Source organism: Curvibacter delicatus NBRC 14919 (genome assembly GCF_001592265.1).
Taxonomy (GTDB): Bacteria; Pseudomonadota; Gammaproteobacteria; order Burkholderiales; family Burkholderiaceae_C; genus Hylemonella; species Hylemonella delicata.
On record NZ_BCWP01000001.1, the window covers coordinates 1 to 19,250 of the forward strand.

A 19,250-nucleotide genomic window follows, 5' to 3' on the forward strand; every position below is an offset into this window, starting at 1 on the left:
CCCAAGCAGAAGATGTTCGGGGATTAAGCCCGGACGATTGGGTAATCCGGTTCAGCCCAGATCAGCGAGACATGGCCAAAGGCGATTCCTCCCCTGGTTTGCTGTCCAAGGTGGCGAGGTTCGTGCGCAATCCCACGCGGGACTGGTCCGAACTCGACCAGCCGGAGGAGCCTGAAGCCGACAGCGGCTTCAGCAAGGAGGTGCTGCGGCAGATGATCGAGCGCAAGCGGCAGAACGATTTCGTGCGCAAGCGTGAGTTCGACTACCTGCGCAAACTGCGCCGTCGCGAGTCACTGGCCGGGGCCGGCCAGACGGGGCGGCCTTCGTTTTTCCAGAGCAGTCTGCCGACCAATCCTGACGAGCGGGCCATGACGCTGCGCAAGATCGATGAGATCGAGGCCCAGATGTCGCGCCAGTGGTGGCAGGGCAAGCAGGACGAGGGCGCTACCCATGCCGGCGGCTTCCCCATGTCGCCCAACCCGATGCTGGGGCCCGACGCAGGTCCGACCCAGCCCATGGCCTCGCAGGAGGAGGGTGGCGACAGCAAATTTGCCACGACCCAGTCCTCGGCCTTGCGGACCGGCTCCAACTGGTTCGAGGTGCCGGAGGAATATGCGCTCACGCGCATGGATCCGGCGGAGGCCGGCTACGAACCTCTGCAGCCCTCGCTGAGCCAGCCTTTCGCCACCACCCGGGGTGTCAACCTGGTGGGTTCCGGCTTTGTCAGCTCCCGCCAGTCGATGGCGGATGAGGCGGACAACCTGAGCGACGCCGATCTGGAGGAGGCGGCCATCCGCTATGCCAATGGCGACGTTGCCGGCGCCGAAGCCACCTTGCTGGCGGCCTTGCAGGGCGAGAGCCCGCGCCCCGAGCTGGCAGAGGCCTGGATGGCGGCCTTGTTCGATCTGTACCGGGCGACGGGCCAGCAAGCCCGCTTTGACAGCGTTGCACTCGACATGGCCAATCGTTTTGGCCGTTCGTCGCCGGCCTGGTTCTCCATTCCCGACTCGCTGGGGCGCTCATCGGAGATGCAAGCCACCCAGCCCAGCCCTTTGCGGGCCGTACATGAACTCGTCTGGGTCAGCCCCGCCGAGCTGAGGCCGGCAAGCGTGGCGCGATTGCAGGAGGCGACGCAAAACGGTGCCGGCCCCTTTCTGCTGGATTGGCAGGCACTGACGGCCATTGCCCCTGACGCGGTGGCAGGGCTGGCCGAGGTGTTTGCCCACTGGTGCAACACGCCGGTCCATCTGGTTTTTCGGGGGCATGACACGCTGGAGCGCGTGCTCAAGACACTCACGCCGTCGGGTGAGCGCAGTGCCAGCCCCGTCGGTTGGCAGTTGCGCATGGATGCACTGCGCATTCTGCGTCTGCAGGACGAATTCGAGTTGGCGGCCCTGGACTATTGCGTGACCTTCGAGGTCTCGCCGCCCTCCTGGCAGGACGTGCGCTGCGATTGTGCCCTTGAGGGGCTTGCCGCCCGCGGCCCAGGTGCAGCAGCGGAGCCGTCGGTCGAGGCGGCTGGCGCCGGTCATGAGGAGCGGCAAGCCGGAAGCATGGAGTTGCTGGGCGAGATCGTGGGGGATGCCTCTGGCATGCTGGCCGGTTTTGAGTCCGGCATGGACGATGCCAAACGACTCGTGATTTCCTGTGCCCGGCTCGTCCGGGTTGATTTCTCCGCGGCTGGCAGCATCTTGAACTGGGTGGCAGCCCAGGATGTGCAGGGGCGGCGGGTCCATTTCCACGATGTCAACCGCATCGTGGCCGCTTTTTTCCGCGTCATCGGCATCCACGAGCACGCCCGGATCGTGCCTCGCAGCACCTGAGCGTTCGGGCTATTCGGGCTGGGACGTTGTCCTGGCGTGGTCATCTTCGAGCTTTGGGAACACAGCATGGAACAATTTCACGGCACCACCATCGTCAGCGTGCGACGCAAGACGGCGGATGGGTTCGACGTTGCCATCGGCGGCGATGGTCAGGTTACCTTGGGCAACATCGTCGTCAAGGGCACGGCACGCAAGGTGCGAAAGCTCTACCACGGCAAGGTGCTGGCGGGTTTTGCCGGCGCCACAGCCGATGCCTTCACGCTGTTCGAGCGTTTTGAGGCCAAGCTGGAAAAGCACCAGGGTCATTTGCAGCGTGCCGCCATCGAGTTGACCAAGGACTGGCGCACCGACCGCGTGCTGCGCCGTCTGGAGGCGATGCTGGCCGTGGCTGATCGCGAATGCTCCCTCATCATCACCGGCAACGGCGATGTGCTGGAGCCGGAGAACGGCGTGGTCGCCATCGGCTCCGGCGGCGCTTACGCGCAGGCCGCCGCCATTGCCCTGCTCGGCAATACCGAGCTGTCGGCGCAGGACATCGTCAAGCAGTCGCTGTCGATTGCCGGCGAACTGTGCATCTACACCAACATGAACCACACCATCGAGGTACTGGGGTGACACCCCCGATTCTCGCCCACTGCGTGTGGCTCGCATCCCCCCTTAAGGGGGCAACGCCAGTGGCCCGGCGAAGCCGGTTCCACGGCGTTCCGCGGTTGGATCCGCGTCATTCGAACTGAACTTGCTTTTGTGAGTAACGCCATGTCTTCCATGACCCCACAGGAAATCGTCTCCGAACTCGACCGTCACATCGTCGGCCAGGCCCAGGCCAAGCGTGCCGTGGCCATCGCCTTGCGCAACCGCTGGCGTCGTCAGCAGGTCGATACCGGTCTGCGCACCGAGATCACACCCAAGAACATCCTCATGATCGGCCCCACTGGGGTCGGCAAGACCGAGATCGCGCGCCGTCTGGCCAGGCTGGCCGATGCGCCTTTCATCAAGGTCGAAGCCACCAAGTTCACCGAGGTCGGTTATGTCGGCAAGGATGTGGACTCCATCATCCGCGACCTGGCCGAGGTGGCTGTCAAGCAGACGCGTGATGCCGAGATGCGCAAGGTGAAGGAACGGGCACAGGATGCGGCGGAAGAGCGCATCCTTGACGTCCTGATTCCGCCGCCGCGCAGCGAATTCGGCGCCTCGGAACCAGCGGTTGAAAGCACAGCGCGGCAGACCTTCCGCAAGAAGCTGCGCGAAGGCCAGCTCGATGAGCGCGAAATCGAACTCGACGTGGCTGAGCCGCGGCCGCAGCTCGAAATCATGGGCCCGGCCGGCATGGAGGAGATGACCGAGCAATTGCGTGGCCTGTTTGGGCAGATGGGCCAGACGAAGCGCAAGACGCGCAAGCTCAAGATTGCGGAAGCGCTCAAGCTGCTGGTCGACGAAGAGGCGGCCAAGCTGGTCAATGAAGACGAGATCAGGACCCAGGCACTGCACAGTGCCGAGCAGAACGGCATCGTTTTCATCGACGAGATCGACAAGGTGACTTCCCGCAGCGAAGGCAGCGGTGCCGAAGTCTCGCGCCAGGGGGTGCAGCGTGACCTGCTGCCGCTGGTGGAAGGAACGACGGTATCGACCAAATACGGCATGCTCAAGACCGATCACATCCTGTTCATTGCCTCGGGCGCATTCCACCTGAGCAAGCCGAGTGATCTGATCCCCGAGTTGCAGGGGCGTTTTCCGATCCGTGTCGAACTGCAGTCGCTGTCGGTGCAGGACTTTGAAGCCATCCTGACGCAAACCCATGCCTCGCTGGTCAAGCAGTACCAGGCGCTGCTGGCGACCGAAGCCGTGACCTTGGCCTTTACGCCCGAGGGCATCACACGGCTGGCGCACATTGCCCATGAGGTGAACGAGCGCACCGAAAACATCGGAGCGCGTCGCCTGGCCACGGTCATGGAGCGTCTGCTGGATGACGTCAGCTTCGATGCCGCCGCCCTGCACGGGCAGACGGTCACGATCAATGCTGCCTACGTGGACGCCCGGCTGGATGACCTCAGCCGCAATGAGGATCTTTCCCGTTACATTTTGTGAGCGATTTCTGGACAACGACAGTCCTTCAAGCATCACATTCATATCGCTTGCTAAGTGCTTAATTTAGAACGGTTTTTATCTGGGAATTTTCTCGGGAAACCGTTCTAAGTCCTTGATTTCATTGAAATTTTTCTTGTAATCCCTCTTGCGGCGAACTATTTTGCTGCTACAGTGCAAAAAAGTGGAATTAAGTGGTGAAAAGTGCCTTTGTGCTTTTCGCCGTTCGGCTTTTCTGTTCAAGAGGGGTTTGCTGTCGTGTTTCAAGGTGCTTCGTCACTCAGTCTGGATGCCAAGGGTCGCCTGTCGGTGCCCACGCGGCACCGTGACGTCCTGAGTGCGACGGCCACCGGACAGCTGACCATCACCAAGCATCCACACGGCTGCCTCATGGTCTTTCCGCGCCCGGAATGGGAGAAGTTCCGCGAGCGCATCGCGGCGCTGCCGATGGCCGCCCAGTGGTGGAAGCGCATCTTCCTTGGCAACGCCATGGATGTGGAGATGGATGCCACCGGCCGCGTGCTGGTCTCGCCGGAGTTGCGTGCTGCGGCGGGCATTGCCAAAGACGCCATCCTGCTGGGCATGGGCAACCACTTCGAGCTCTGGGACAAGGCGACCTACGATGCGCAGGAGGCCCAGGCCATGCAGGGCGAGATGCCCGACGTCTTCAAGGACTTTTCCTTCTGAAGGTTGACGGTGGAAAACTCCGCATGGACACACACCACCGTCTTGTTGAACGAAGCCGTCGAAGCCTTATTCAACAAGCCGGCCGCGCAGGCGGACGGGCCGGACCCGGCCGATGGCACCTATGTCGACGCCACCTTCGGCCGCGGCGGGCACTCGCGTCTCATCCTTTCCCGACTGTCGCCCCAAGGGCGGCTGATCGCCTTCGACAAGGACCCGATGGCGATTGCCGAAGCGCAGCGCATCGCCGACCCGCGCTTTGTCATTCGCCACCAGGGCTTTCGCCATCTGGACGAATTGCCGCCGGCCAGCGCGTCGGGGGTGCTCATGGATCTGGGTGTGAGCTCGCCGCAGATCGACAACCCCGAGCGGGGTTTCAGTTTTCGATTCGAAGGGCCGCTGGACATGCGCATGGACACCACGCGCGGCCAGAGTGTGGCGCAGTGGCTGGCGACAGCCGAAACCAAGCAGATCGCGGAGGTGATACGTGACTACGGTGAAGAACGGTTTGCTGGCCAAATTGCAAAGGCGATTGTTGCTCGCCGACAAGAGCGGGGCCCAATTTCAACCACCACTGAACTGGCCCAGCTCGTGGCTGACACGGTCAAAACCCGCGAGCCGGGCCAGAACCCTGCAACGCGCACATTTCAGGCTTTTCGGATTTTCATCAACGCCGAGCTTGAAGAGCTGCAATCGGCGCTAGAGGCGAGCCTGGATGTTTTGCAACCCGGAGGTCGGCTGGTGGTGATCAGTTTCCATTCGCTGGAAGATCGCATCGTCAAGCAATTCATCGCGCAGCATTCGCGCGAGGTGTTCGACCGCCGGGCGCCCTTTGCCGCGCCCAAGCCGATGAAGCTCCTCGCGCTGGACCGGATCAAGCCGAGCGCTGCTGAAGTGGCGGGCAACCCGCGCGCGCGCAGCGCCATCATGCGCGTGGCAGTGAGGACGGCGGTATGACGCGGCTGAACATCGTCCTGCTGCTGGCGGTGCTGGCCAGTGCCTTGTACCTGGTGAATGTGCAGTATGAGTCGCGTCGCCTGTACACGGAAATCGACCGCGCCAAGCTGGATGCGCGCCGGATCGAGACCGAGCGTGAGCAGCTGCAGATCGACAAGCGGGGCCAGGCCACGCCGCTGCGGGTCGACAAGCTGGCGCGTGAGCAGTTGCACATGCGTGTCGCGACGCCGGCCATCACGAACTATGTGACCTACACGGCAGGACCGGGGGCCGCGACGGAGCAGGACGAGACCGCCAGCAAGCAGGCGCAAGCCAGGGGGCGCGTGCAATGAGCCGCAGCATCCTCTACACCTCCAGCCCGCTGCTGGCCAGCCGCACGCCGGTGTGGCGCAGCAAGTTCATCGTGGCAGCACTGGCTTTGGGTTTTGGCGGGCTGGCAGCGCGCGCCGCCTATGTGCAGGTGGTGGGGAATGATTTCTTCCAGCGCCAGGGCGAGGTGCGTTTTGCGCGCACGCTGGAGCTGCCGGCCCACCGCGGCCGCATCATGGACCGCAATGGCCTGTTGTTGGCCTCCAATGTGGTGGCGCCCAGTATCTGGGCGATCCCGGAAGACGTGGAGAGTGATGACGCCGAGGTCAAGGCCAAGTTGCGCCAGCTGGCCCAGTTGCTGGGCGTGCCGCTTGCCGAGCTCAACAAGAAGCTGGACGACGAAGACAAGACCTTCGTCTGGCTCAAGCGCCAGGTGGATGAGCCGGTGGCGCAGCAGATCGCAGCGCTGAACATCAAGGGCATCTACCAGCGCAAGGAATACAAGCGCAAGTATCCCGAAGGCGAGGCGGCGGCACATGTGGTCGGTTTTGCCAACGTCGAGAACCACGGTCAGGAAGGCGTGGAACTCGCCTTCGACAAGTCACTCGCCGGACGTCCCGGTTCCCGCCGTGTCATCAAGGACCGGCTCGGGCGCGTGGTGGAAGATGTGGGCGAGCAGGTACCACCGGTAGACGGCAAGGACATCCAGCTGTCGATTGACAGCAAGGTGCAGTTCTTTGCCTACCAGAAACTCAAGTCCGCTGTGCTGGAAAACAAGGCCAAGGCCGGCAGCGTGGTGGTACTCGACTCCGTGACCGGCGAGGTGCTGGCGCTGGCCAACTACCCGAGTTACGTGCCGGACAAGCGCCAGAACCTGACCGGCGCCCAGTTGCGCAACATCGCCTTGACCGACGTGTTCGAGCCGGGATCGACCATGAAGCCGTTCACCGTCGGTCTGGCGCTGGAAACCGGGCGCGTCAAACCGAGTACCCAGATACAGACCGCACCCGGCAAGATCCAGATCACGGGCTCGACGATCTCTGATTCTCATCCGCATGGCGTGCTGACGGTGGAGGAGGTGATCCAGAAATCGAGCAACGTGGGCACGGTCAAGATGGCCATGCAGATGCAGCCGCGCGAGATGTGGGAGATCTTCTCCGCTGCCGGTTTTGGTCAAAAGCCTCAGATCAGTTTTCCGGGCGTGGCCTCGGGCCGGCTGCGGCCCTACAAGACCTGGCGACCGGTCGAGCAGGCCACCATGTCCTACGGCTATGGCCTGTCGGCCTCCCTGTTCCAGATGGCGCGCTCCTACACGGTGTTCGCGCACGATGGCCAGATCATTCCGGCCACCATCCTCAAAAGCAATGAGCCCGTCGTGGGTGTGCAGGTGCTGTCGTCACAGACCGCGACCCAGATCCGCAAGATGTTGCAGATGGCCGCCGGGCCCGGCGGAACCGGGCCGAAAGCCCAGACCATCGGTTATTCGGTCGGCGGCAAGTCAGGGACGGCGCACAAGCAGATCGGGCGCAGCTATGCCAGCAACAAGTACCGTGCCTGGTTCACCGGCATGGCACCGATCGACCAGCCGCGCATCATCGTGGCGGTCATGATCGACGAGCCCAGTGCCGGCCAGTATTTCGGTGGCGCCGTGGCGGCGCCGGTGTTCAGTGAAGTGGTGCAGCAGACCCTGCGCATGATGGGTGTGCAGCCCGACATGGCGGTCAAGCCGCAGATCGTGGCCAAGGCGGTGGAGGAGAGCTTCTGATGATAAAGCTCCAGACACCCGATCAGGCCGCCCAGTGGTTGCGCACCCATGTGCAGGGCATGCTCCAGACGGACAGCCGCAAGGTGCGTGCCGGGGATGGCTTCATCGCCTGGCCGGGGGCTGCCACCGATGGTCGCCAGTACGTGACGAGTGCACTGGCGCAAGGCGCGGCCGCCTGTGTGGTTGAGCAGGTGGGTGTGGATGGCTATCGGTTCGAGAGTGCGCAGGTGGCGGCCTACGCCGGCCTCAAGGCGGCCAGCGGACCGATTGCCGCCGCTTATTACGAACAGCCCTCGCAGCAGCTTGACGTAATAGCCGTCACAGGGACCAATGGCAAGACCTCCATCACGTGGTGGCTGGCGCAGGCATTGTCGGCCCTGCAGCCGGCCATGCCCTGTGGCCTGGTGGGCACGCTGGGCATCGGCTCTGCGCCGCGTGTGGGAGAGGTCAACAACGTGGTGAGCACCGGCCTGACCACGCCCGACCCGGTGCTGCTGCAGCAGACCTTCCGTCGTTTTGTCGCCGAGGGAATGGTGGCCTGCGCGATCGAGGCATCGTCGATTGGCATTGAGGAGCAGCGCCTGGAGGGCACACAGATCCGCACCGCTGTCTTCACCAATTTCACCCAGGACCATCTCGACTATCACGGCAGCATGGCGGCCTACTGGCAGGCCAAGGCCGCGCTGTTCGACTGGCCCGGCTTGCGCGCTGCGGTGGTGAACATTGATGATGGAAAAGGCGTCGAACTGGCGGAGCAACTGGCGGGTCGGCCGCTGGCGTTGTGGACGGTTTCCTGCAAGGACGAGGCGCGGCTGAGGGCGGACGATATCCGGTTTGAAGGCCAGGGCCTGCGGTTCACTGTCTGCGAAGGCGAGGCGCGCCACGAACTGGCAACGCAGGTGGTGGGCCACTACAACGTGGCCAACCTGCTGGGGGTCATTGCCGCCATGCGGACCCTGGGGGTGCCGCTGGCTGCGGCGGTGGCGGCTTGCCACGTGCTGCACCCGGTGCCCGGGCGCATGGAGTGCCTGGGTGGGGGTGAGCAGCCTCTGGTTGTGGTGGACTACGCCCACACGCCCGATGCGCTGGCCCAGGCGCTACTGGCGCTGCGTCCGCTGGCCGAGCAGCGCGGCGGACAGCTCTGGTGTGTGTTTGGTTGTGGCGGTGACCGTGATCCGATCAAGCGGCCGCTCATGGGCGCCATGGCTGGCCAGTATGCGGACCAGGTGGTGCTGACCAATGACAATCCGCGCAACGAAAAACCCGAGGCCATCCTCAGCCAGATCCTGCTCGGGCTGGAGGGGTGTGGCGCCGTGAGCGTGCAGAGCGACCGAGCACAGGCCATTGCCGAAACGGTGCGGCAGGCCGCAGCGCATGACGTGGTGCTGGTGGCCGGCAAGGGGCATGAAGATTACCAAGAGGCGGCCGGCCTGCGCACACCGTTCTCGGATCGCGTCGAGGTGCAACGGGCCTTGCAGGCCCGTGCAGCTGCCGTCGAAGGAGCGAGCGCATGAGCGCCATGATGACCCTGCAACAGGTCGCACAGTGGGTGGCGGGTGCGCAGCTTGTCGGTGACGGTGGCGTGGCGGTGCTGCGTGTGCACACCGATACCCGTACCTTGCAGGCGGGTGATCTGTTTGTTGCGCTCAAGGGTGAGCGTTTTGATGCCAACGATTTCCTGGCCGAGGCCCGGGCCAAGGGTGCCGTGGCAGCGATCTGCTATGACGAAGCAGCACTGCGTGCTGCCGGACTGCCCGGTGTGGTGGTGGCCGACAGCAAACTGGCCCTGGGCCAGCTGGCTGCCGGCTGGCGTACCCAGTTCAAGCTGCCGCTGATTGCCGTGACCGGCAGCAACGGCAAGACCACGGTGACGCAGATGATTGCCGCCATCCTGCGTGCCTACTGCCCGCAGGCCATGCTGGCCACGGAAGGCAACCTGAACAACGAGATCGGTGTGCCGCTCACCGTGCTGCGCTTGCGCCCAGGTCATGAACTGGCCGTGGTCGAACTCGGCATGAACCACCCGGGTGAGATTGCCGTGCTGGCCGCCATTGCACAGCCGACCGTGGCGCTGGTGAACAACGCGCAACGCGAGCACCAGGAATTCATGGCCACCATCGAGGCCGTGGCGCGCGAAAACGGTGCAGTGATCGAGGCGTTGGCTGCCACTGGCACCGCGGTCTTCCCGGCGGACGATACCTACAGCGCACTGTGGCATGACCTGTCAGGTACACGACCGCAACTGACCTTCGCCCTCACGTCCGACACGACAGCGGCCGACCTGAGCTGTGCTGCACCGCAATGGGCGAACAACGCCTGGCAGATCCAGGCGCACACGCCGGCTGGCCCGCTGGCCTACACCCTGCAGGTGGCTGGCCTGCACAACGTCAAGAACTCGCTGGCAGCTGCAGCCTGTGCGCTGGCCGCTGGCGTGCCGTTGGCAGACATCGCACGTGGGCTGGAAGCTTTTGAGCCGGTCAAGGGCCGTTCGCGTGCGCTGGCAGTCGAGTTGGCCGGTCGCACGATCACCTTGGTGGACGATAGCTACAACGCCAACCCCGACTCGGTGCGTGCCGCCATTGACGTGCTGGCCGGTCTGCCCGGGCCGCGCCTGCTGGTGCTGGGTGACATGGGTGAGGTCGGCAGCGAAGGCCCCCGTTTCCACGCCGAGGTCGGCGCTTATGCCCGCGAACGCGGCGTCGAGATGCTGTTCGGACTGGGCGAGCAGGCGGCCGTGTCCGTGCAGCACTTCTCGCAGCCATCGGTCCAGGGCTGCCATTTCACGGATATCGAGACGCTGAACACCGCCGTGCTCAGCACGCCGCCTGACCTGCGCAGTGTGCTGGTCAAGGGCTCACGTTTCATGCGCATGGAGCGTGTGGTGCAGGCCATCACGGCGTGCGCGCAACAGAACAAGGAACCCATTCATGCTGCTTAGCCTGGCCCAGTGGCTGCAAACCCTGTCACCCGAATTCGGATTTTTCCGGGTGTTCCAGTACCTGACGTTCCGCGCCGTCATGGCCGCCCTCACCGCTTTGCTCATGGGGCTGGTGGCAGGCCCCTACGTGATCCGACGCCTGACCGCGCTCAAGATCGGCCAACCGGTGCGTGGCTACGGCATGGAGACGCACCTGGCCAAGAGCGGCACCCCCACCATGGGCGGCGTGCTGATCCTGCTGTCGATCGCCATCTCCACGCTGCTGTGGTTCGATCTCTCCAACCGCTTCGTCTGGATCGTGCTGCTGGTCACGCTCGGCTTCGGTGCCATCGGCTGGGTTGACGACTGGCGCAAGGTGGTCAACAAGGACCCCGAGGGCATGCGTTCGCGCGAGAAGTATTTCTGGCAGTCGCTCATCGGCCTGATTGCCGCGCTGTACCTGGTGTTCAGCATTTCCGAGAGCAACAACCTGCGGGTGCTGGAGCTCTTCATCACCTGGGTGCGCTCCGGCTTCGACGTCAACCTGCCACCCAAGGCCGGCCTGCTGCTGCCTTTCATCAAGGAAGTGAGCTACCCGCTGGGCGTGTTTGGTTTCGTCATCATGACTTACCTGGTGATTGTGGGCGCCAGCAATGCCGTCAACCTGACCGATGGTCTGGACGGCTTGGCCATCATGCCCGTGGTCATGGTGGGGTCGGCGCTGGGCGTGTTCGCCTACGTCACCGGCAGCGCGGTCTATTCCAAATACCTGTTTTTCCCCTACATCCCAGGTTCGGGCGAGCTGCTGATCTTCTGTGCCGCCATGGCCGGTGCCGGCCTGGCCTTCCTCTGGTTCAATGCCCATCCGGCGCAGGTCTTCATGGGCGACGTCGGCGCACTGGCGCTGGGCGGCGCGCTGGGCACGATCGCCGTCATCGTGCGGCAGGAAATCGTGCTGGCCATCATGGGCGGCATCTTTGTGGTGGAAGCGCTGTCCGTGATGTTGCAGGTCACGTACTTTAAGTACACGAAGAAGAAATACGGCGAAGGCCGGCGCATTCTGAAGATGGCGCCGCTGCACCACCATTTCGAGAAAAGTGGCTGGAAGGAGACGCAGGTGGTGGTGCGCTTCTGGATCATCACCATGCTGTTGTGCCTGATTGGCCTGTCGACCCTGAAACTGCGATGAATCCGAACGATCCCCTCAACCCCGGTGATGTGCCTGTACCGCCTCAGGAGGCGGTGACGCCGGTGCCCGCGCCGGGGCTGGAGACTGATGTGCCTGTGCCTGTGCCTGAGGCTGAGGCTGAGGCTGAGGCTGAGGCTGAGGCTGAGGCTGAGGCTGAGGCTGAGCCGACACTGCCTGCGGAGTCTGCATCGCAGCCGTCTGCGACAGAAGCGACTCCGGCACCCGCTGAGGCAGCCGCCAGCACGAAAGCGGTGCGACCGCTGCCAGAAACGCTCACGGCTGCACGCGATGCAGCAGCCTTTGTGGCACAACTGTTTGCCGAGGTGAGTGCGCCTGAGAGCGTTGTCCCGAATGCGCCGATGGAGGACGTGCAGCAGCCTGCTGAAGACAGCACGCCGGGAGAAGTTGACGTAACGCCGGCGAGCGCCGAGTCATCTGATGAGGTGGTGGCGTCGCCGCTGCAGGACCAGCCGGTGCTCATCCTTGGGCTGGGGGCTTCGGGGCTGGCCATGGCCCGCTGGTGCGTGCGCCTGGGCGCACGCGTGACAGTGGCCGATACCCGTGAAACGCCGCCGCAACTGGCGACCTTGCGCAGCGAGCTGCCCGAGGTGACCTTCCGCAGCGGCGCTTTCGACGCCGCGTTGATTGAAGGCAGTGACTTCCGCGCCGTTTTCAAGAGCCCCGGGCTGTCGCCGTCTACGGTGGCGCCGCTCTGGCAGGCGGCGCAGGCCATCGGCCTGTGGGTGGGCGGCGAGCTGGACCTGTTCGCGCGTGCCCTGCGCGATTTGCAGGTCGCGCAAGGCTATGCCCCCAAGGTGCTGGCGATCACCGGTACCAACGGCAAGACGACCACGACCTCGCTCACCGGCCAGCTGGTGGCCCATGCGGGCAAGACCGTGGCGGTGGCGGGCAACATCGGTCCCAATCTGCTGGATGTGCTGGCCCAGCAGATCGATGCAGGCACGCTGCCCGAGGTCTGGGTGCTGGAGCTGTCCAGCTTTCAGCTCGATGGCGTGCAGGGCTTCGAGCCCACGGCGGCTGTGGTGTTGAACCTGACGCAGGACCATCTTGACTGGCACGGCAGCATGGCAGCCTATGGTGCCGCCAAGGCGCGCATCTTTGGCGAACGCGGCCTGCTGGTGCTCAACCGCGATGACCCGGCGGTGATGGCCATGCTGCCCGAGCCGGTGCGTGTCAAGCTGCAGAAGCCGCAGTGGCGCGAGTATGTGAGTTTCGGGCTGGAGATGCCCCAGCGTCCGGGTGACTTCGGCATCGAGATGGTCAATGGCATGGCCTGGCTGGTGCGCGCCATGGAGGCTGATGAAACGCAAAAGCGCAAGCGCGGCGAAGAGGTGGAGCTGTTCATCCAGCGCCTGATGCCGGCGGATGCGCTGCGCATCCGCGGGCGGCACAACGCCACCAATGCCCTGGCGGCCCTGGCCCTGGCTCAGGCGGCGGGCTGCAGCCTGGCGGCCGTGCTTTATGGCCTGCGCGAGTACCGCGGTGAACCGCACCGCGTGGAGCCTGTCACGATCGTGAACGAGGTCGAGTACTTTGATGACAGTAAGGGCACCAATGTGGGCGCCACCGTGGCGGCCCTGACCGGACTCGGTGCCGAGCGAAAGATTGTGGTCATCCTGGGCGGCGACGGCAAAGGCCAGGATTTCGCGCCGCTGGCTGCTCCCGTGGCGCGTTATGCACGCGCCGTGGTCCTGATCGGGCGTGATGCGCCGACGATTCAGTCGGCACTTGAAGGCAGTGGTGTGCCTCTGGTGAGCGCCGAATCCATGGCGCAGGCCGTGCAATTGGCCAGCCAATTGGCGCACGCAGGCGATGCGGTGCTGATGTCGCCGGCTTGCGCCAGCTTCGACATGTTTGACAACTACGAGCACCGCGCCCGCGTGTTCGTGGAGGCCGTGCAGGCGTTGGCGCAGGATGCCGGTGTGGCCGAGGGGGGCATGGCATGAACACCTTGGCGCAACGCTTCACAGGCTGGCTGGGTGGCATGGCGCGCCCGGCTGGCGATGTGTTGCCGGTGCGCCTGGGCGGCATGCGTGGCGGTGCCGGCAGTGCGCCGGTGCGGATGTCGGGTTTTGATCAGGCGCTGATCTGGGTCACGGTGGCCCTGCTGATCTGGGGACTGGTGATGGTGTATTCAGCGTCGATTGCGATGCCGGACAACCCGAAGTTCGCACGTTATGCCCACACCCATTTCCTGACGCGGCACATGCTGTCGTTGGTGGTGGCGTTCGTGGCCGCGCTGATCGCTTTCCAGGTGCCAGTGGAAACCTGGGAGAAGCTGGCGCCCTGGCTGTTTGTCGCATCCTTGGTGCTGTTGATCGCGGTGCTGATTCCCGGCATCGGCAAGGGCGTCAATGGGGCACGGCGCTGGATCGCGCTGGGCATCATGAACTTCCAGCCCTCGGAGCTGGCCAAGTTCGCCGTGCTGCTGTACGCCGCCGACTACATGGTGCGCAAGATGGACGTGAAGGAGCGTTTCTTCCGCGCCGTGCTGCCGATGGGGGTTGCGGTGGCGGTGGTCGGCCTGTTGCTGCTGGCCGAGCCCGACATGGGCGCCTTCATGGTGATCGCCGTCATCGCCATGGGCATCCTCTTCCTGGGCGGCGTCAATGCCCGCATGTTCTTCCTGATCGCTGCCGTCCTGGTGGTGGCCTTCAGCATGATGATCGCCTTCAGCGAATGGCGGCGCGAGCGCATCTTTGCCTACCTCAATCCCTGGGACGAAAAACACACGCTGGGCAAGGGTTACCAGCTGTCGCACTCGCTGATTGCCATCGGCCGCGGCGAGATCTTCGGCGTCGGTCTGGGCGGCAGTGTGGAAAAGCTGCACTGGCTGCCGGAGGCGCACACCGACTTCCTGCTGGCCGTCATCGGTGAGGAGTTCGGCCTGATCGGCGTGCTGACCGTGATTGGCCTGTTTCTCTGGATGACGCGGCGCATCATGCACATCGGCCGCCAGGCCATCGCGCTGGACCGGGTCTTTGCCGGCCTGGTGGCGCAGGGGGTGGGCGTCTGGATCGGTTTCCAGGCTTTCATCAACATGGGCGTGAACCTCGGGGCTCTGCCAACCAAGGGCCTGACCTTGCCGCTGATGAGCTACGGCGGCTCGGCCATCCTGATGAATCTGGTGGCCCTTGCCGTGGTGCTGCGGATTGACTTTGAAAACAGGCAACTCATGCACGGAGGCCGTGTATGAGTGGTCTGTTTATTCAAAACATGGCACAGCGCGCAGCGCGCATGACGCGGCACGCGACATGGCTCATGCACGGAGGCCGTGTATGAGCAAGTGCGCGCTCATCATGGCCGGCGGCACGGGCGGGCATATCTTCCCGGGGTTGGCCGTGGCCGAGGCCTTGCGTGCCCAGGGCTGGCGCGTGCACTGGCTGGGCAATGCCAGCGGCATGGAGGCCACGCTGGTGCCGCCACGCGGTTTCCCGCTCGAGACGATTGACTTTTCCGGCGTACGCGGCAAGGGCTTTGCCACGCTGGCCTTGCTGCCGTTGCGATTGCTCAAGGCCTTCTGGCAGAGCATCCAGGTGCTGCGCCGTGTGCAACCAGACGTGGTGGTGGGGCTGGGTGGCTACATCACCTTCCCGGCCGGCCTGATGGGCGTTCTGCTCGGCAAGCCGCTGGTGCTGCACGAGCAGAACTCGGTAGCGGGCATGGCCAACAAGGTGCTGGCCGGTGTGGCGGACCGTGTTTTCACGGCCTTCCCCGACGCCATCAAGGGCGCGCAGTGGGTTGGCAATCCCTTGCGTGCAGCCTTCCTCCAGCAACCCGAACCGGCGGTGCGTTTTGCCGGCCGCAGCGGTCCCCTGCGTCTGCTGGTGGTCGGTGGCAGCCTGGGTGCCAAGGCGCTCAACGACACCGTGCCGAAAGCGCTCGCACTGATTCCGGCCGGGCAGCGGCCGCAGGTGACGCACCAGAGCGGCGCCAAGCAGATCGAGGCGCTGCGCGCCAATTACTCCGCCGCCGGCGTACAGGCAGAACTGACACCCTTCATCGACGACACGGCCCGGGCCTTTGCCGAGGCTGACCTCATCCTGTGCCGCGCCGGCGCCAGCACCGTGACCGAGATTGCCGCCATCGGCGCCGCCGCCTTGTTTGTACCTTTCCCTGCGGCGGTGGATGACCACCAGACCGCCAACGCACGCTTCCTGGTTGACCAGGGCGCGGGCCAGTTGCTGCCGCAACACGACATGACACCTGAAAGATTGGCTGAATTGCTACAAAAAACAGAGCGCTATGCGCTGATTTCACAGGGCGTAGAGGCCAAAAAGCTTGCCAAAACTGACGCTGTCGCCCAAGTCGTGGCGGCGTGTGAGGAGTTGAGCCGATGAAGCACGCCATCAAACACATCCATTTCATCGGCATCGGTGGCTCCGGCATGTCCGGCATTGCCGAGGTGCTGTGCAATCTCGGCTACCAGATCTCCGGTTCCGACCTGGCTGACAGCGCCACGCTCAAGCGTCTGGCAACGCTGGGCATCCGGACCTTTGTCGGCCATGCGCCGGCCAACATCGCCGGTGCCGACGCGGTGGTGACCTCCACCGCCGTGCAGGGTGACAACCCCGAGGTGCTGGCGGCGCGAGAGAAGCGCATTCCGATCGTGCCGCGCGCCGTGATGCTGGCCGAGCTGATGCGCCTGAAGCAGGGCATTGCCATTGCCGGCACGCACGGCAAGACCACCACCACCAGCCTGGTGGCCAGTGTGCTGGCCGAGGCCGGGCTGGACCCGACCTTCGTGATTGGCGGGCGTCTCAACAGCGCCGGTGCCAACGCGCGGCTGGGCCAGGGCGACTACATCGTGGTGGAGGCCGACGAATCGGACGCCTCCTTCCTCAACCTGATGCCGGTGATGGCGGTGGTGACCAACATCGACGCCGATCACATGGAGACCTACGGCCACGACTTTGGCCGGCTGAAAAAAGCCTTCATCGATTTCCTGCACCGCATGCCCTTCTACGGCACCGCGATCCTGTGCACTGATGACGCGGCGATCCGCGAGATCGTGCCTGAGGTCTCCTGCCCGATTACCAGCTACGGTTTCGACGAAGGCGCGCAGGTGCGGGCGCTGAACGTGCGCGCGGTCGATGGCCAGATGCATTTCACCGTGCAGCGCCGCAACGGCGTGGTGCTGCCTGATCTGGAGGTGGTGCTCAACCTGCCGGGGCGCCACAACGTGCTCAATGCCCTGTCGGCCATTGCGGTGGCGGCCGAACTGGATATACCGGACGCGGCGCTGCTCAAGGCACTGGCCGAATTCAGAGGCGTGGGCCGGCGTTTCCAGCGCTACGGGGAGGTGAACGCCAAGAACGGCGGCACGTTCACCGTGATCGACGACTACGGCCACCACCCGGTGGAAATGGCGGCCACGTTGGCGGCGGCGCGTGGTGCCTTCCCCGGGCGGCGCCTGGTGTTGGCTTTCCAGCCACACCGCTACACCCGCACGCGCGACTGCTTCGAGGATTTCGTCAAAGTCATCGGCGAGGCTGACGCCGTGCTGCTGGCCGAGGTCTATGCCGCCGGCGAAACGCCCATCGTGGCGGCCGACGGGCGGGCGCTGGCGCGCGCCTTGCGTGTGGCTGGCAAGGTAGAGCCCGTTTTCGTGGACGACATCGCCGCCATGCCGCAGGCGGTAGCGGACAACGCGCGGGACGGTGATGTGGTGATGTGCATGGGGGCGGGCTCGATTGGTGCGGTGCCGGCCAAGGTGGTGGAGTTGCAGGGCCAGGCGGCCCAGGCAAGAAAGAAGTGAGCGAGGACCAAGTGAATCTGGGAAAAGTAGCGGTGCTGATGGGCGGGGCGTCTGCCGAGCGCGACATTTCGATCATGTCGGGCAGCGGTGTGCTCAAGGCCTTGCAGTCGCGCGGGGTGGATGCGCATGCGTTTGACCCTTCGGAGCGGGATCTGGGCGATCTCAAGCGCGACGGTTTTGCGCGCTGTTTCATCGCGCTGCACGGCCGTTTTGGCGAAGACGGCACGGTGCAGGGCGCACTTGAATTGATGGGCATTCCCTACACCGGTTCGGGCGTGATGGCGTCCAGCATCGCCATCGACAAGGTCATGACCAAGCGCATCTGGCGCTCGGAAGGACTGCCCACGCCGGCGTGGGCACGGGTCGCAAGTGCCGAAGCCACCCGGGCGGCGTTTGCCGAACTCGGCGCCCCCATGATCGTCAAGCCGGCGCGTGAAGGCTCTTCCATCGGCCTGACCAAGGTGATGTCGGCCGACGAATGTGACGCCGCCTATGCGCGTGCCGCACAGGAAGATGAGCAGGTGCTGTGCGAGCAGTTCATCAGCGGTGATGAAGTCACGGTGCCGGTGCTCGGTACCGGCGCCCAGGCGCGCGCCTTGCCGGTGATTCGCATCGTGGCGCCCGGCGGCAACTACGACTACCAGAACAAGTACTTCACCGACGACACGCAGTACCTGGTGCCTTGCAGCCTGCCGGCGGGCGAGGAAGAGGCCATCCAGCAACTCGTGCTGAAGGCCTTCACCGTCTTGGGTTGCCGCGGCTGGGCCCGTGCGGACGTGATGATCGACGCCCGTACCCGCCGGCCCTACCTGCTGGAGATCAACACCGCCCCCGGCATGACCAGCCATTCGCTGGTGCCGATGTCGGCGCGTGCTGCCGGTATCAGCTATGAAGACCTGTGCGTGCGGCTGCTGCAGGCGGCCACACTCGACCATCCGCAGGAGCGTGCATGACCCACAACCTGCCCGTCCCCCTGGACGTCAAGCTCATGAACCTGACCAGCAGGCTGCTGCTGGTCGCGTTTGTGCTGCTGGCGCTGGGGGCTGCGGCAGGGTGGGTGATGGCGCATCCCTTGTTCGCCATCCGGGGGGTTACGGTGACAGGCGACGTGAACCACAACAACGCGCTGACGCTGCGAGCCAATGTGGCGCCGCAGTTGCGCGGCACCTTCCTCACCATCGATCTGGTGGCGGCGCGGCGCGCGTTCGAGGCCATGCCCTGGGTACGCCGTGCCGTGGTGCGGCGCGAATTCCCGGATCGGCTCAAGGTCATTCTGCAGGAGCACCAGGCCGTGGGTTACTGGGGTGCGGAGGGCGATTCGACACTGGTGAACAGTTATGGCGAGGTGTTCGAGGCCAATGTGGACGAGGTCGAGCAGGAGCTGCCGCGTCTGGACGGCCCGCAGGGACAGTCGGTCCAGGCGCTTGCCATGTACCGCGCCTTGCAGCCACTGTTCGAGCGACTGGAGTTGTCGATCGAGGAACTGGACCTCACGGGCCGGGGCAGTTGGCGCGCCAAGCTGGATACCGGTGCGGAGATCGAACTCGGCCGTGGCACGGAAGAAGAGGTGGTGGCGCGTACACAGCGTTTCCTGGGGACCCTGACGCAGGTGACCTCGCGTTATGGCCGCTCGGTCACGTCATTGGAGTCGGCTGACCTGCGCCACCAGGAAGGGTACGCCATCCGGCTGCGCGGTGTGAGCACCGTCCTGCCGGAGGCGCAGAAGGCGCAAAAGAACCCTTGAA

The 19,250-nt window shown here is 64.6% G+C and carries 16 protein-coding genes; all 16 read left to right on the plus strand.

Annotated elements, in window-relative coordinates:
* Positions 1–71: 71 nt before the first annotated feature.
* The 16 genes from CDE01S_RS00005 (at position 72) to CDE01S_RS00080 (ending at position 19,249) form a co-directional block, all read left to right on the plus strand.
* Positions 72–1,823 (plus strand): STAS domain-containing protein, encoded by a 1,752-nt coding sequence (locus CDE01S_RS00005; RefSeq protein WP_066701827.1) that lies wholly within the window; start codon positions 72–74, stop codon positions 1,821–1,823.
* Positions 1,824–1,889: 66 nt separating this feature from the next.
* The gene (gene hslV, locus CDE01S_RS00010; protein WP_066702468.1) at positions 1,890–2,438 is read left to right on the plus strand and encodes an ATP-dependent protease subunit HslV; all 549 of its coding nucleotides are present in this window, start codon (positions 1,890–1,892) and stop codon (positions 2,436–2,438) included.
* Positions 2,439–2,579: 141 nt separating this feature from the next.
* Positions 2,580–3,908: an ATP-dependent protease ATPase subunit HslU gene (hslU, locus tag CDE01S_RS00015; RefSeq protein ID WP_066701830.1), complete on the plus strand. Its 1,329-nt coding sequence runs from the start codon at positions 2,580–2,582 to the stop codon at positions 3,906–3,908.
* Positions 3,909–4,163: 255 nt separating this feature from the next.
* Positions 4,164–4,592, plus strand: a complete 429-nt coding sequence (gene mraZ / locus CDE01S_RS00020) for a division/cell wall cluster transcriptional repressor MraZ (RefSeq protein ID WP_066702469.1) — start codon at positions 4,164–4,166, stop codon at positions 4,590–4,592.
* A gap of 9 nt (positions 4,593–4,601) precedes the next feature.
* Positions 4,602–5,546: a 16S rRNA (cytosine(1402)-N(4))-methyltransferase RsmH gene (gene rsmH, locus CDE01S_RS00025; protein WP_066702471.1), complete on the plus strand. Its 945-nt coding sequence runs from the start codon at positions 4,602–4,604 to the stop codon at positions 5,544–5,546.
* Positions 5,543–5,878: a cell division protein FtsL gene (gene ftsL, locus CDE01S_RS00030; RefSeq protein WP_066701833.1), complete on the plus strand. Its 336-nt coding sequence runs from the start codon at positions 5,543–5,545 to the stop codon at positions 5,876–5,878. Before rsmH ends, ftsL begins: the two co-directional genes overlap by 4 nt.
* Positions 5,875–7,620 carry a peptidoglycan D,D-transpeptidase FtsI family protein gene (locus CDE01S_RS00035; protein WP_066701843.1) on the plus strand — a complete coding sequence of 582 codons (1,746 nt, stop codon included), beginning with the start codon at positions 5,875–5,877 and terminating at the stop codon, positions 7,618–7,620. Before ftsL ends, CDE01S_RS00035 begins: the two co-directional genes overlap by 4 nt.
* On the plus strand, positions 7,620–9,134 hold the full coding sequence (locus tag CDE01S_RS00040; RefSeq protein WP_066701846.1) for a UDP-N-acetylmuramoyl-L-alanyl-D-glutamate--2,6-diaminopimelate ligase: 1,515 nt from the start codon (positions 7,620–7,622) through the stop codon (positions 9,132–9,134). Before CDE01S_RS00035 ends, CDE01S_RS00040 begins: the two co-directional genes overlap by 1 nt.
* 5 nt (positions 9,135–9,139) lie before the next feature.
* Positions 9,140–10,558: a UDP-N-acetylmuramoyl-tripeptide--D-alanyl-D-alanine ligase gene (locus CDE01S_RS00045; protein ID WP_084382620.1), complete on the plus strand. Its 1,419-nt coding sequence runs from the start codon at positions 9,140–9,142 to the stop codon at positions 10,556–10,558.
* Positions 10,548–11,726 (plus strand): phospho-N-acetylmuramoyl-pentapeptide-transferase, encoded by a 1,179-nt coding sequence (mraY, locus tag CDE01S_RS00050; protein ID WP_066701852.1) that lies wholly within the window; start codon positions 10,548–10,550, stop codon positions 11,724–11,726. The genes CDE01S_RS00045 and mraY overlap by 11 nt, the downstream gene beginning before the upstream one ends.
* Positions 11,723–13,693 (plus strand): UDP-N-acetylmuramoyl-L-alanine--D-glutamate ligase, encoded by a 1,971-nt coding sequence (murD, locus tag CDE01S_RS00055; RefSeq protein WP_084382602.1) that lies wholly within the window; start codon positions 11,723–11,725, stop codon positions 13,691–13,693. The genes mraY and murD overlap by 4 nt, the downstream gene beginning before the upstream one ends.
* Positions 13,690–14,943, plus strand: a complete 1,254-nt coding sequence (gene ftsW / locus CDE01S_RS00060; protein WP_066701855.1) for a putative lipid II flippase FtsW — start codon at positions 13,690–13,692, stop codon at positions 14,941–14,943. The genes murD and ftsW overlap by 4 nt, the downstream gene beginning before the upstream one ends.
* Before the next feature lie 82 nt (positions 14,944–15,025).
* The gene (murG, locus tag CDE01S_RS00065; protein WP_066701856.1) at positions 15,026–16,087 is read left to right on the plus strand and encodes an undecaprenyldiphospho-muramoylpentapeptide beta-N-acetylglucosaminyltransferase; all 1,062 of its coding nucleotides are present in this window, start codon (positions 15,026–15,028) and stop codon (positions 16,085–16,087) included.
* Positions 16,084–17,505, plus strand: a complete 1,422-nt coding sequence (gene murC, locus CDE01S_RS00070; RefSeq protein WP_066701858.1) for a UDP-N-acetylmuramate--L-alanine ligase — start codon at positions 16,084–16,086, stop codon at positions 17,503–17,505. Before murG ends, murC begins: the two co-directional genes overlap by 4 nt.
* Positions 17,502–18,458 carry a D-alanine--D-alanine ligase gene (locus tag CDE01S_RS00075; RefSeq protein ID WP_084382603.1) on the plus strand — a complete coding sequence of 319 codons (957 nt, stop codon included), beginning with the start codon at positions 17,502–17,504 and terminating at the stop codon, positions 18,456–18,458. The genes murC and CDE01S_RS00075 overlap by 4 nt, the downstream gene beginning before the upstream one ends.
* Complete coding sequence (locus tag CDE01S_RS00080; RefSeq protein ID WP_066701860.1) at positions 18,455–19,249, plus strand: cell division protein FtsQ/DivIB; 795 nt, start codon at positions 18,455–18,457, stop codon at positions 19,247–19,249. The genes CDE01S_RS00075 and CDE01S_RS00080 overlap by 4 nt, the downstream gene beginning before the upstream one ends.
* Position 19,250 lies beyond the last annotated feature (1 nt).